We start from the raw sequence: 14473 nt of genomic DNA on the forward strand, positions 1-14473 counted from the left end.
TTGGCGCTCCTTCCCCTTACTTCTTGGCAGGCGTCGTGTTATCGGCGTCTGCCTTTGTGTTTGTCTTGTCGTTTGCATCAGGTTCTGTCTTAGCATCTGCGTCGGGCTCCGCCTTGGCGCCTGCTTCATGCTCTACTTTCGCGTTGACGTCGGTCTTTGCGTTAGCGTCCGTTTTCGCATTTGCGTTGGTGTTTGCATCGGTCTTCGCGTGTGCCTTAGCCTTCGCGTCCTGCAGCTCGCTGACCGTGACGAAGGTGTAACCTTTGGCCTGCAAGTCTTTAATAATCAACGGAAGCAGCTGCACGGTATTGCTAATATGCTTGCTTCCGAACGAATGCATAAGTATGATGCCGCCGGGATGCGTGTGCTTGCTCACGTTGGCCCGCATCGCGGTTACTGTGCTGCCTTCCCAATCCCGCGTATCCACGGTCCAAAATACGAGCGATCGCCCATTGTTCGCGACGATTTTCTTCAGCAGTGGAGACGACGCTCCGTACGGTGCCCGAACCAATCTTGGCACGAACCCGGTTTGTCTCTGAATCAAGGTGTCCGTCCATTTAATTTGATTTAAAATAGGATTGCTGTCAAGCTTGGACAAATCCTGATGCGAATAACTATGATTGCCGATTTCGCTGCCTTCCTTCACAATCCGCTTCAAAATGCCTCCGTAGCGCTTGACCTGAAGGCCGACGCAGAAGAAAGTCGCATGGACTCCCTTCGCCTTCAATACATCCAAAATCGCCGGCGTGTACCGATTGTCCGGCCCGTCGTCGAACGTCAACGCCACAAGCTTGGCGCCGGGCTTGCCCTTGTAAGGCATCGCCGGCTCGGTCGGCTTGTCCAGCTTGACCGGAGTCGCAGGCGGTTTCGGATCCGAATCCGGCTTCGATGCTCCATTCGTGCCCGAACCTGAAGGCTTGGAATCCGGAGGCTTCGAGCCCGTCTGCGGCGGCTTGGCCGCGCCTGAATTTCCCCCAGGCGTCTGGGCATGGCCGTCCGGAGGTTTGCCCCCGGCATCGGATCCGCCATCCTGAGAGGAACCCCCGTTGGAACCGCTTGGTTCCGTATTTGTGTTTGTTCCTGTATTTGTACCTGTATTCGCACCGTTGTCTTGGCTGTTGCCGGTATCCGTCCCATTACCGCCGGATGTCCCTGTGCCGGGAGAGCTACCCGAACCTCCGCCGCCGGCTAAAGACCCCGCGTTCGAAGATCCATTCGCGACATCGCCGTTATCTGCATGATTAGCTCCAGCACCCGCGTGCGGCGGCTTTATTGATTGCAAGCCGCAGCCGGCCGTCAGTGCCAAGCTGCCTATCATCATCGTTGCCAATATCGAACAGGCTAAACGCCCGATAGTTCCCCTCATCCCCGTGAGCCGCATGAAGTTATCCCCTCGCAGTCTACTTAGTCTCTAGGTTCTATCCCCCCATATTACTAGATTCGAAGCAAGCAGTCGTTACAAAGAAGTAACATGTCGCAGGTATCCGATGGCAGGCTTTCCAATAAACGCAAAAAAGCCGCTCCGTCGTCGGCAATGACGAACGGAACAGCTTTTCAGTTTCATTCATCCCTATGGATGGCGAGGCTTACTTCAACGCTTTCGCAGCAATGTCGGAACGGCTGTGCATGCCGTCGAAATGAATGACGGAGACCGCTTCATACGCGCGGGCGCGAGCCTCGGCGATGTCGCGGCCGCGGCCGACGATGCCAAGCACGCGTCCGCCGTTCGTGACGATATCGCCGTCTTTGAGCGCCGTACCGGCGTGGAAGACCAGCGCGCCTTGTTCCTTGGCGGCTTCAAGCCCCGTAATCGGGAGCCCCTTCGGATACGGTCCCGGATAGCCCTCCGATGCGGCGATGACGCACACCGCAGCCTCGTCGCTCCATTCGATGTCGAGCTGCTCCAAGCGGCCGTTGAGCGAAGCGAGGATGATGTCGAGCAGATCGGTTTTGAGACGCGGCAGCACGACCTGCGTTTCCGGATCGCCCATCCGCGCGTTGAATTCGATTGTCTTGACGCCGTTCTTCGTCATCATGAGACCAGCGAACAGCACGCCGCGGAACGGACGGCCTTCGCTGACCATCGCTTTGGCCGTCGGCTTGATGATGTTCTCGATCGCATCCTCGACGAGCGCGGGATCGATGTGCGGCAGCGGGGAGTATGTGCCCATGCCGCCCGTATTCGGTCCTTTGTCGTTGTCGTAGACCGGCTTATGATCTTGTGCCGGCACCATCGCGCGAACGGTTGCGCCGTCCACGAAAGCGAGAATGGACATCTCTTGGCCTTCCAGGAACTCCTCGATGACGACGCGTCCGCCGGATTCGCCGAACACTTTGCCGACCATCATGCCGTGCAGCGCTTCTTCCGCCTCTTCGATGGAATAAGCGACCGTTACGCCTTTGCCTGCCGCCAGGCCGTCGGCCTTCACGACGATCGGAGCCTGCTGCTCCCGCAAATAGGAGAGCGCGGACTCGTAATCGGTAAACGTTTCGTATTTTGCCGTCGGGATATTGTACTTCTTCAACAGGTTTTTCATGAAAATCTTGCTGCCTTCGATTTCGGCCGCGTTCTTGCGCGGACCGTAAACCGGGATGTTGCGTTCTTCGAACGCGTCTACGATGCCGTCCGCGAGCGGATCGTCGGGGCCGACCACGACAAGATCGACTTCGTTGTCGCACGCGAATTGAATGAGATCATCGAACCGATTAACCGGGATCGGCACGCATTCCGCCAGTTCCGAGATACCCGCGTTGCCCGGCGCGCAAAAGATTTTGCTTACCTTCTCGCTCTTATCGAGCGCCCAAACGATGGCATGCTCGCGTCCGCCGCCGCCAATAACCATGATACGCAATGGAAAACCTCCTCAAGCCGCTGTCCGCGTGCTAGTGTTTGAAATGACGAACGCCCGTCAGAACCATGGCGATGTTATTCGCGTTCGCGACCGCGATGGACTCTTCGTCCTTGATGGAGCCGCCAGGCTGGATGATTGCCGTAATGCCTGCTTTCGCTGCCATTTCCAGCGTATCGCCCATCGGGAAGAACGCGTCGGAGGCCAGCACGGCACCTTTCGCTTTATCGCCCGCTTGCTCGATCGCGATGCGCGCTGCGCCGACGCGGTTCATTTGGCCTGCGCCTACGCCGACCGTCATGTCGTCCGTCGCGAGCAGGATCGCGTTGGATTTCACGTGCTTCACGACTTTCCAGCCGAACAGCAGCTGCTTCAGCTCTTCTTCCGTCGGCTTGCGGTTCGTCACGACTTTGATGTCGTCTTCCGTCAAGCTGTGCACGTCGCTCTCTTGCACCAGCATGCCGCCGTCCACGCTCGTGACGAGCCATTCCGGCTTGCGCTCGCCGGCCGCTTGCAGCTCGCCGAGCTTCAGCAGGCGAATGTTTTTCTTCTTCGTGAGGATATCGAGCGCTTCTTGCGTGAAGCTAGGCGCGATGATGATTTCCAGGAAGATTTCGCTGAGCAATTGCGCCGTTGCCGCGCCGATCTCGCGATTCGCCGCTACGATGCCGCCGAAGATGGACGTCGGATCCGCGGAGTAGGCTTTTTGATACGCTTCGTGGATGTCTTGGCCGATACCCACGCCGCAAGGGTTCATATGTTTCACCGCGACGACGGCAGGCTCGTTGAATTCCTTCACGATGGCCAGCGCCGCATTCGCGTCGTTGATGTTGTTGTAGGACAATTCTTTGCCGTGCAGCTGTTCCGCCGTCGTGATGTTGCCTTGCGCGGCAAGCGGTTTGCGGTAGAAAGCAGCTTTCTGATGCGGGTTTTCTCCATAACGAAGGTCTTGTACTTTCTCGTACGTAACCGTTAGGCTCTCCGGCAACGGGTTGCCTTGCAGCTTGGAAAGGTAGTCGGAGATGAGAGCATCGTACGCGCCTGTGTGACGGAATACTTTCGCCGCGAGCGCTTTACGCGTGTCCAGCGTGGTGTCGCCGCCTGCTTTCACTTCGTCGAGCACGGTTTGGTAATCCGCCGCGTCTACGACAACGGTGACGAACGCATGGTTCTTTGCAGCCGAGCGAAGCATCGTCGGGCCGCCGATATCGATGTTCTCGATCGCGTCTTCGTACGATACGTCAGGCTTGGCGATCGTCGCCGCGAACGGATACAGGTTCACGACCACGAGGTCGATGTAGTCCAGGCCGAGCTCTTGCATCGCTTTCTGATGCTCTTCGTCGTCGCGAACGGCCAGCAAGCCGCTATGTACCGCGGGATGCAGCGTCTTCACGCGTCCGTCGAGGATTTCCGGGAAGCCCGTTACGTCGGAGATGCCGATCACAGGTACGCCTTCTTTTTCCAGCAGGCTCGCCGTTCCGCCCGTCGAAATAATTTGTACGCCCAGGCCGGCAAGCGCCCGCGAAAATTCCACAATCCCCGTCTTGTCCGATACGCTGATTAATGCTCTGCGAATAGTCACAATGATACCTCCTGAATGATTTGATGCGCGGCTGCCGCGAGCCCGCTTATGTGTGTCCCAGTCGATTAAAACCCTTCGGTTGTCGCTCATGTGGGTGATCCAATCACCCTCTTGCGATCAATACCGTCGATTTCCGCTCACGTGGGTGATCCCATCACCCTCTTGCAATCGAAACCGCCGTTTTCCGCTCACGTGGGTGATCCAATCACCCTCTTGCGATCAAAACCGCCGTTTTCCGCTCATGTGGTGATCCAATCACCCTCTTGCGATCGAAACTGTCGATTTCCGCTCATGTGGGTGATCCATTCACCCTCTTGCGATCAATGCCGTCGATTTCCCCTCATGTGGGTGATTCAATCACCCTCTTGCGATCGAAACCGTCGATTTCCGCTCATGTGGGTGATCCAGTCACCCTCTTGCGATCAATACCGTCGATTTCCGCTCATGTAGGTGATTCAATCACCCTCTTGCGATCAATACCGTCGATTTCCGCTCATGTGGGTGATCCAATCACCCTAATGCGATCGAAACCGCCTACCTAACCCTGACGTTCCGTCCGTCCAGTTCAACCGCGCCAGCGGCGATCCGTCCCACGACCCACGGGAGTACTTGCTGCTCCGTCGCGTGCATGCGCGGCGCCAGCGTCTCCAAGGTCTCGCCTTCGGCGATCTCGACGATACGCTGCGCGATGATCGGCCCGCTGTCGAGGCCGCCGTCCACGAAGTGGACCGTGACGCCGGTCAGCTTGACGCCGTAGTCAAGCGCCTGCTTCATGCCGTTTACGCCCGGAAAAGCCGGCAGCAGCGACGGATGCACGTTGATCATCCGCCCGTAAAACGGCTCCACCAGCACTGGCGTAATAATCCGCATGTAGCCGGCAAGCACGATCAGCTCGATACCGCGGCGCTGAAGCTCCGCCAGAATCTCCGCGTCATGCGCTTCGCGAGTAGCATAGTCTTTCGGCCGAAACACGAACGTCTCGATGCCGGCTTTCTGCGCCCGCTCGACCACGGGAGCCCCGGGCCGATCACAAACAAGAAGCTCGAGGCTTGCGCCATCGAGCCTGTTTTGTTTTGCCGCTTCCGCCAGCGCGCCAAAGTTGGTTCCTTGGCCCGAGGCGAAGACGGCAACACGAAGTCCTGCCATTAGACGTCCGCTCCCGTGAACGTCACGATACGGCTGCCTTCCGTTACTTTGCCGATGATGTAAGCATCTTCGCCGAGCTCTTTCGCGGCGCGAAGCGCTTCTTCCGCCTGCTCGGCGCCAACGACGACGACCATGCCCACGCCCATGTTGAACGTCGTGAACATATCGCGGTTCGTGATGCCGCCTTTCTCCTGCATCAGCTTGAAGACCGGTTGGATCGGCCACGAGCCGTATGCGATTTCCACGTTGACGCCTTCCGGCAGCACCCGCGGAATATTCTCGATGAAGCCGCCGCCCGTGATATGCGCCATGCCTTTAACCGTCACGCGGTTGATTAGCTCCAGCACGGATTTCACGTAAATGCGGGTTGGCTCGATGATGACTTCGCCCAGCGTCTTGCCTTCTAGCTCAGGCAGCTTCTCGTCCAAGCCGTAGCCGGAGTTGTCGACCAGCAAACGACGAACGAGGGAGTAGCCGTTGCTGTGAATGCCGCTCGATGCGAGACCGAGTACGACATCGCCCGGCGCAATCGTTTTGCCGTCGATGATTTTCTTCTTGTCCACGATGCCGACCGTGAAGCCCGCGATATCGTATTCGTCGCCTTGGTACATGCCGGGCATTTCAGCCGTTTCGCCGCCGATTAGGGCGCAGCCGGACTGCACGCAGCCGTCGGCGATGCCTTTGACGATCGCTTCGATCTTGGCAGGCTCGACTTTGCCGCAAGCCAGATAGTCCAGGAAGAACAGCGGCTCCGCGCCTTGTACGATGATATCGTTGACGCACATCGCGACCGCGTCGATGCCGATCGTGTCATGCTTGTCCATGGCAAAAGCGACCTTCAGCTTCGTGCCTACGCCGTCCGTACCCGATACGAGCACCGGCTCCTCGTACTTGTCTTTGTTCAGTCCGAACAATCCGCCGAAACCGCCAAGGTCCGTCAGCACTTCCGGGCGGAACGTTTTCTTCACGTGCTTCTTCATCCGTTCGACCGCTTCGTTGCCTGCCGCGATATCGACGCCGGCTTGTTTATACGCTTCTGCCACGCTTGGGTCAGCTCCTTCAAAGGTTTTTGCGGGACAATCCCGCCTCCGGTCTCCCGAAGATTTATTGAATCTCTATTCAAGCGAGAGCGCACATAGTAAACGCGTAAGCTCCCTCTGTGTATATAAAATGGTTGAGCGCAGCGGAGAGGCCGGAGGCCGATGTGGAGTCGGAGAAACAGCTTATGCTTCCGAAGTGGATTTTCTCGCGAAAATCCTTAAGTGGTCGCCTTTGTAGATGGATTTCAACCGCCAAGGTTGATAATCAAGAAATCCATCTACAACAGCGATCGGAGACCCACATCGGCCGGAGGCCGCCCGCCCCGCAGGCGCATTCCGCACGCTAGCAGCTGCAGCTCTTCTCCGACGTCGGATCCACGGGCGTCGGATAATCGTTGTCGAAGCAAGCGAGACACATGCCCCGGTTGTATTCGCCGTCGTTGCCGCCGACCGCGTCGACGAAGCCATCGTTGCTCAGGAAATACAACGTGTCGGCGTTGATCGCTTGACGGATCTCTTCCACCGTCTTCTGCGAAGCGATAAGCTCCTTGCGATCCGGCGTATCGATGCCGTAGTAGCAAGGGTTCTTGAACGGCGGCGACGTGATGCACACGTGCACTTCAGTCGCGCCGGCTTCGCGAAGCATGTTGACGATACGCAGGGAGGTCGTGCCGCGTACGATCGAATCGTCGATCATGACGACGCGTTTGCCTTCCACCACTTTGCGGACGGCGGACAGCTTCATCTTGACGCCCTTCTCGCGCAGCTCTTGGGAAGGCTGGATGAACGTCCGGCCCGTGTATTTATTCTTGATGAGTCCCAGCTCGTACGGAATGCCCGTCTGCTCGGCGTAGCCGATCGCCGCGGAAATACTGGAATCCGGCACGCCGGTCACGATATCCGCATCGATAAACGACTCCAACGCCAGCTGGCGTCCCATCCGCTTGCGGGCGGAGTGGAGGTTGATGCCGTTGATGTCGCTGTCGGGACGGGCAAAATAAATGTATTCCATCGCGCACGTAGCGCGGCGCTCCAGCTTCTCGAAACGATCGACGCGCAGGCCGTCCTTGTCCAGAACGAGCAGCTCGCCCGGTTGGACGTCGCGTTCGTACTCGGCGCCGACGGTTTCCAGCGCGCAGGTCTCCGACGCGAAGACGTACCCGTCGCCCAACCGGCCCATAACCAGCGGACGCAGGCCGTGCGGATCGGATGCGACGAGCAGCTTGTCGTTCGTCATGATGAGGAACGCGAAGCCGCCGATAATGCGCTGCAGGGCGTCCTTCGCCGCACTGACGAAGTCCTTGCTCGAACGCGCGATCAGATGCGCGATGACTTCCGTATCGCTCGTCGTTTGGAAGATCGAGCCTTGCATCTCCAATTCCTTGCGAATCGAAGGGGCGTTGACGATATTCCCGTTCGTCGCGACGCCGAGGTCGCCGTCACGGTATTTGAAAATCAGCGGCTGCGCATTCCCCAGCTTGCTCTCGCCTGCCGTCGAATAACGGACATGCCCGATGACGCGGTCGCCGGGCAGCCCTTCCAACGTAGCTTGGTCGAATACTTCCTTCACGAGACCCATGTTGCGGTGATACGAGAACTTGCCGCTGGCGGATTCAACCGTTGCCATTCCGGCGCTTTCTTCGCCCCGGTGCTGCAAAGCGTGAAGGCCGTAGTAGCCGAGCGAGCAGGCTTCCGGCACGTTAAACGCGCCGAACACCCCGCACTCCTCGCGCAATTTATCGAAAATATCATCGCGGCCGATGCCTTCGTTATAATGATCGCCCAACCACAGCTTCGGCAGCTGTTTTATTTCATCAGACATGGAATCGCATCCTTCCAGACCTTCTCCAGTTGCTCAACCGGCGTATTGACGCCCGGTTTGCCATTGATGTTGATGATCAGTCCGCTGCTGCGTACGACGCCGACGATTGCATTCGGAACGCCTTGCTCCGTCAAGTATTGCGCTAGCTTGTCCGCTTGATCCGCTTTCGCCGAAAGCAGGATGCGGGATTGCGTTTCGCTGAACAGCGCAGCATCCGCGCGCAGGTCAGTCACGACATTGACTTCGGCGCCAAGCTTGCCGCTGATTGCGGATTCCGCAACCGCGACGGCTAGGCCGCCTTCGGAAAGGTCATGCGCCGAAGCGACAAGACCTTGCTTGATTGCGCCGAGCACGCCTTGCTGCAGCTTCTTCTCGACCGCGAGGTCGATTTGCGGAGGACGGCCTTCGCTCTTGCCTTGAAGGACGTACTGCAGTTCGCTGCCGCCAAGCTCATGCTTGGTTTCGCCGGCGAGGATGATGACATCGCCTTCTGCCTTGAAGCCTTGCGTCGTAATATGGTCGACGTCTTGCACGAGACCGACCATGCCGATAACCGGCGTCGGGTAGATCGCGCCTTTGGCATTCTCGTTGTACAAGCTGACGTTGCCGCCGATAACCGGCGTATCCAGCACGCGGCAGGCTTCGGAGATGCCGTCCGCGGCTTTCTCGATTTGCCAGAACACTTCCGGTTTCTCCGGATTGCCGAAGTTCAGGTTATCCGTGATCGCGAGCGGTTCCGCGCCGGAGCAGACGATGTTGCGCGCCGCTTCCGCGACTGCGATTTGACCGCCCACTTCAGGGTCCAGGTAAACGTAACGGCCGTTGCAGTCCGTCGTCATCGCGAGCGCCTTGCGCGTGCCGCGAATCGTGACTACCGCTGCGTCGGAACCCGGTTGAACCGCCGTGCTCGTGCGAACCATGTAATCGTATTGATTGTATACCCACTCTTTGCTCGCCACCGTCGGCGAACCAAGCACTTTTTTCAATGCGTCCGTCAGATCGGTTACTTCCGGGTAAGCCGTTGTATCGATCGCCGCGTTCGCTGCGTAGTACGCAGGCTCCTTGGACGGTTTGTCGTACATCGGGCACTCGTCGACGAGCGCCTTGACCGGCATGTCGGCAACTTCTTCGCCTTGGTGGAACAAACGGAGACGGCCGTCATCCGTAACTTTGCCGACCTTCACGCAGATAATGCCCCAACGGTCGAAAATTTCTTGCGCTTGCGCTTCATGCTGCGGCTCGACGACGAAGAGCATGCGCTCCTGCGACTCGGACAGCATCATTTCGTATGGCGTCATGCCTTCTTCGCGCTGCGGCACCTCGTCGAGGTACAGCTCCAGGCCGTTGCCGGCTTTGGATGCCATTTCCGCGCTGGAGCAAGTCAGACCCGCTGCCCCCATATCTTGAATGCCGACAACGATGCCGGAATCGATGAGTTCCAATGTCGCTTCCATAACCAGCTTCTCCATGAACGGATCGCCGACTTGGACAGCCGTGCGTTTCTCTTCGGACTCTTCGGAGAGCTCGACCGAAGCGAACGTCGCGCCGTGGATGCCGTCGCGGCCTGTTGCAGGGCCAACGTAGAACACGGGATTGCCCACGCCTTTTGCCACGCCGCGCTGGATTTTGTCGTGGTCGATAAGACCGACGCACATTGCGTTAACGAGCGGGTTGCCCTCGTAGCTTTCGTCGAACATGACTTCGCCCGCTACGGTCGGGATGCCGATGCAGTTACCGTATCCGGCAATACCGCCGACCACGTGCTCGAACAAATATTTGACGCGCGCATTTTCCAGGTTACCGAAACGCAGGCTGTTGAGCAGCGCTACCGGACGGGCACCCATGGAGAAAATGTCGCGGATAATGCCGCCGACGCCCGTTGCCGCGCCTTGGTACGGCTCGACCGCGGACGGATGGTTATGCGATTCGATTTTGAACACGACCGCTTGGTTGTCCCCGATATCCACGATGCCCGCGCCTTCGCCCGGTCCCATGAGGACTTTCGGGCCGTCGATCGGGAACTTCTTCAGGATTTTCTTGGAATTCTTGTAGGAGCAGTGCTCCGACCACATTACGCTGAATACGCCGATCTCGGTGTAGTTCGGCTTGCGCCCGAGAAACCCGACGATCAATTCGTATTCGTAATCCGTTACGCCAAACTGCGTGTAAATGCGTTGATCCGCGATTTGTTCCGCCGTCGGCTCCTTAGCCGTTAACTGCTGCGCCATGCTGTTCCCTCCATGCGTTCAAAATCGATGTAAACATCCGTTTGCCGTCTTCCGAGCCCAGCAGCTGATCCACCGCGCGCTCCGGATGCGGCATCATGCCGACCACGTTGCCGCGCTCGTTGCTAATGCCGGCGATATTCTTAAGCGATCCGTTCGGGCTGGATTCGCCCGCGTAGCGGAACACGATTTGGTTATTGGCTTCCAGCTGCGCGAGCGTCGCGTCGTCGCAGAAGTAGTTGCCTTCGCCGTGCGCGATCGGAATGTTGATGATCTCGCCCTGGCTGTATTGGCTCGTGAATGCCGTGTTATTGTTCACGACTTCCAGCGGCGTTTGCTGGCAAATGAATTTCATGCCGTTGTTCCGAAGCAGCGCGCCCGGGAGCAGGCCTGCTTCCGTCAGGATCTGGAAACCGTTGCAGATGCCGAGGATGAATTTGCCGGCTTCCGCCGCTTTCACTACTTCGTTCATGACCGGAGCGAATTGCGCGATCGCGCCGCAGCGCAGGTAATCGCCGTACGAGAAGCCGCCCGGCACGAGAATCGCGTCATAAGCGGACAGGTCCGTCGCCGTGTACCAGACGTAGTCGACCTCTTGACCGATCGTGTCTTCTACGGCTTTGAAACAGTCGATATCGCAGTTGGAGCCTGGAAATACGAGTACCGCGAACTTCATCGTGTTACCCCTCCAATTCAAAGCGGAAGTCTTCAACGACCGTATTCGCGAGCAGCTTCTCGCACATTGCCGTCACGCGCGCTTCGGCTTCTGCACGGTCGGATGTGTCCAGGTTCAGCTCCATGTACTTGCCGATGCGGACTTTGCCGACTTCCTCGAAGCCCATCGTGTGCAGGGCGCCTTGTACGGCGCTGCCTTGCGGGTCGAGCACGTTTTCTTTGATCGTTACGTAGACTTTAGCCTTCATTAGGGGGGTCGCCTCCTGATATTTTTCAATTTAAAATGGGAACGTTCCGCAAAACGCGGACTTGTCGGCCTCCGTCGCTGTTGAACTCGGGAAACTTGAACAATAACCTTGCGGTTGTTTCCCGAGTTCAAAGGCGATCGCTTTCGCTCTTCGGCTCGACAACCCGCTTATTTGCTCCACCCATTTTCAAGATCAAACTTTGCATGATGCTCTTGGGAGCAGCATGCGCGCTGCGCTGGCTTCCGCCTCGCTTGCGGGATTGCTTGGTGCCCGCGGGCTTGCGCCGCGCGGCGAATTTCTTCGCGCCAGCGGTCTCGTGCCGCTTTGGGGGTATTGTTCTTTGTGCCGGCAGGCTCTACGCCGCTGGCGATTTATGTGATGCGGGACATCTTTGCTTGTCCCGCGTGTTGTTGGAGTTGTTGCAAATAAGATCCTCCTGACCGGCGTCCAGCCCCTAGTTCAGCGGCTTGCCCGTCAGCGCTTCGTAGATCGCCAGGTAGCGGTTCGTCGTTTCTTGAACGACCGCATCCGGCAACGGAGCCGGCTTGCTGTCGCGATCCCAGTCCGAGCCGAGCAGGTACGTGCGGACCGGTTCTTTGTCCATGCTGTCGATTTCGATGTCGAACGCATAGTTGGCTTTCGCCCAAAAACGGGAGGAGTCCGGCGTGAAAATCTCGTCGATCAGAATAACTTTGCCGTCGATCAGGCCGAATTCGAATTTGCAGTCCGCCAGGATGATGCCGCGTTCTTCGCAGAACGCGCGGGCGAATTCGTACAGCCGGATGCTCTTGTCGCGAAGCTCTTCGGCGAGCTCGGCGCCGACCATTTCCTGCATGCGCGCGAACGGGATGTCCTCGTCATGGCCGACGTCGTTCTTGGCAGCCGGCGTAAAGAGCGGCGCCGCGAAGCGTTCGTTCTTCCGCAGTCCGGCCGGAAGCTCGATGCCGTTAATTGCCGATGCGTTCACGTATTGTCTCCAACCGCCGCCGGTGATATAGCCGCGCACGACGCACTCGATGTCGATCCGCTCCGCTTTCTTCGTCACCATGATGCGGTTCTTGAGCAATTCCGGCTCCGTCACGAGACCCCCCAGCTTGTGCACGTCCGTGTGAACGACGTGATTGGCCATCAAGTCCGCCGTCTGCTCGAACCAGAAAGCCGACAAACGGTTCAGTACGTTCCCCTTCTCCGGCACGGCCGGATCCAGCACGTAGTCGAACGCGCTGATGCGGTCGGTTACGACGATCAGGAAATGCTCGCCGAGATCATACAGCTCACGAACCTTGCCTTTATAAATAAGCGGCGCCTTGATATACTCTGCTGCCGTAGACAATGCTTGCGTCATTTCTCCCTCTCCTCCTGCCCCATTCAAGGGCTTGTCTTTGTTTTTAAAGGTAATAGGACGGAGCAGGCGAGAACAGTCCGAAGAAGCGAAGGTGAATGCTGCATTCCCAGGCATCCGCCTGGAAACGCAAACCAATCAACTGAAGCATTCGCCTTTGTACTCGGAATTTCACCGCGAGGGTGAAATCAATAAATTCCGAGTACAACAGCGATCGTAGGACGTTCTCGCATGCGGAGTCTGCCTTTAAATCAACTCAAGCCGCTTGAAAATCGTATCGACATGCTTCAAATGCCAAGCCGGATTAAAGCAATCGGCAATCTCCTCGGCGGACAGCTGGCTCGTGATCTCCGGCGTCGACTCGATGATGTCGCGGAATTGGCGCTGTTCTTCCCAAGCCTGCATCGCGCGCGGTTGTACCGTGTCGTACGCTTGCTCGCGGCTGAAGCCTTTGTCGATCAGCTTCGTCATGACGCGGCCGGAGAACGGCACGCCGAACGTGCGCTGCATGTTGCGTTTCATATTCTCGGGGAACACTTGCAGGTTCTTCAAGATGTTGCCCAGACGGTTCAGCATGTAGTTCAGCAGCATCGTCGCATCCGGCAGGATGATACGTTCTGCCGAGGAGTGGCTGATGTCGCGTTCGTGCCACAGCGTTACGTTCTCGTATGCCGTCAGCATGTGGCCGCGAATGACGCGGGACAAGCCGGAGATGTTCTCGCAGCCGATCGGGTTGCGCTTGTGCGGCATCGCGGACGAGCCCTTCTGGCCCTTCGCGAACGGCTCTTCCACCTCGCGGAATTCGCTCTTCTGCAGGGCGCGGATCTCCGTCGCGAACTTGTCGAGCGACGTTGCGACCAGCGCCAGCGTCGCCATATATTCGGCATGGCGGTCGCGCTGCAGCGTTTGCGTCGAGATCGGAGCCGGCGTGATGCCGAGCTTGCGGCAAGTGAATTCTTCTACGAAAGGATCGATGTTGGCGTACGTGCCGACAGCGCCGGAGATTTTGCCGAATTGCACGCCGTTCGCCGCATGGCGGAAGCGCTCCAGGTTCCGTTTCATCTCTTCGTACCACAGCGCAAGCTTCAGGCCGAATGTCGTCGGCTCGGCATGCACGCCGTGCGTACGGCCCATCATGGCCGTGTCTTTATACGTAACCGCTTGACCGCGGAGGATTTCGATGAAGTTCTCGATGTCTTTCTCGAGGATTTCGTTGGCTTGCAGGAGCAGGTAGCCCATCGCCGTATCGACGACATCGGTGGACGTCAGGCCGTAGTGCACCCATTTGCGTTCAGGGCCGACCGTCTCGGACACCGCGCGCGTGAACGCGATGACGTCATGGCGGGTTTCCAGCTCGATTTCATTGATGCGGTCGATGTCGAACGTCGCTTTCTCGCGCAGCGCCTCGACGTCCTCGCGAGGAATAATACCCAGCTCTACCCAAGCCTCGCACGCGCAAAGCTCAACTTCGAGCCATGCCTTGAATTTGTTCTCTTCGGTCCAAATCGCTCTCATTTCCGGTCTGCTGTAACGCTGTAGCATCA

General features: G+C 58.0%; 11 protein-coding genes. All 11 read right to left on the minus strand.

From position 1 onward, the window contains the following. Positions 1-16: 16 nt before the first annotated feature. On the minus strand, positions 17-1381 hold the full coding sequence (locus AC0YNU_RS23955) for a polysaccharide deacetylase family protein (RefSeq protein ID WP_475761205.1): 1365 nt from the start codon (positions 1379-1381) through the stop codon (positions 17-19). A 205-nt stretch (positions 1382-1586) separates the two neighbouring features. Next, complete coding sequence (purD, locus tag AC0YNU_RS23960) at positions 1587-2852, minus strand: phosphoribosylamine--glycine ligase (protein ID WP_475761206.1); 1266 nt, start codon at positions 2850-2852, stop codon at positions 1587-1589. A 31-nt stretch (positions 2853-2883) separates the two neighbouring features. Then, positions 2884-4431: a bifunctional phosphoribosylaminoimidazolecarboxamide formyltransferase/IMP cyclohydrolase gene (gene purH, locus AC0YNU_RS23965; RefSeq protein WP_475761207.1), complete on the minus strand. Its 1548-nt coding sequence runs from the start codon at positions 4429-4431 to the stop codon at positions 2884-2886. Between the two features lie 534 nt (positions 4432-4965). After that, positions 4966-5577, minus strand: a complete 612-nt coding sequence (purN, locus tag AC0YNU_RS23970) for a phosphoribosylglycinamide formyltransferase (RefSeq protein WP_475761208.1) — start codon at positions 5575-5577, stop codon at positions 4966-4968. Beyond that, positions 5577-6620: a phosphoribosylformylglycinamidine cyclo-ligase gene (gene purM, locus AC0YNU_RS23975; protein ID WP_475761209.1), complete on the minus strand. Its 1044-nt coding sequence runs from the start codon at positions 6618-6620 to the stop codon at positions 5577-5579. The genes purN and purM overlap by 1 nt, the downstream gene beginning before the upstream one ends. 340 nt (positions 6621-6960) lie before the next feature. Then, complete coding sequence (gene purF, locus AC0YNU_RS23980; RefSeq protein WP_475761210.1) at positions 6961-8439, minus strand: amidophosphoribosyltransferase; 1479 nt, start codon at positions 8437-8439, stop codon at positions 6961-6963. After that, positions 8424-10667 (minus strand): phosphoribosylformylglycinamidine synthase subunit PurL, encoded by a 2244-nt coding sequence (purL, locus tag AC0YNU_RS23985; protein ID WP_475761211.1) that lies wholly within the window; start codon positions 10665-10667, stop codon positions 8424-8426. The genes purF and purL overlap by 16 nt, the downstream gene beginning before the upstream one ends. Then, positions 10645-11340: a phosphoribosylformylglycinamidine synthase subunit PurQ gene (purQ, locus tag AC0YNU_RS23990; RefSeq protein ID WP_475761212.1), complete on the minus strand. Its 696-nt coding sequence runs from the start codon at positions 11338-11340 to the stop codon at positions 10645-10647. Before purQ ends, purL begins: the two co-directional genes overlap by 23 nt. 4 nt (positions 11341-11344) lie before the next feature. After that, positions 11345-11587 carry a phosphoribosylformylglycinamidine synthase subunit PurS gene (gene purS / locus AC0YNU_RS23995; RefSeq protein WP_161704382.1) on the minus strand — a complete coding sequence of 81 codons (243 nt, stop codon included), beginning with the start codon at positions 11585-11587 and terminating at the stop codon, positions 11345-11347. Positions 11588-12041: 454 nt separating this feature from the next. Then, positions 12042-12932, minus strand: coding sequence for a phosphoribosylaminoimidazolesuccinocarboxamide synthase (locus AC0YNU_RS24000; protein ID WP_475761213.1), 891 nt, complete (start codon positions 12930-12932; stop codon positions 12042-12044). A 243-nt stretch (positions 12933-13175) separates the two neighbouring features. Continuing rightward, positions 13176-14471: an adenylosuccinate lyase gene (purB, locus tag AC0YNU_RS24005; protein ID WP_475761214.1), complete on the minus strand. Its 1296-nt coding sequence runs from the start codon at positions 14469-14471 to the stop codon at positions 13176-13178. Between the last annotated feature and the right edge of the window lie 2 nt (positions 14472-14473).

The sequence above is a fragment of the Paenibacillus sp. J31P316 genome (assembly GCF_056269105.1).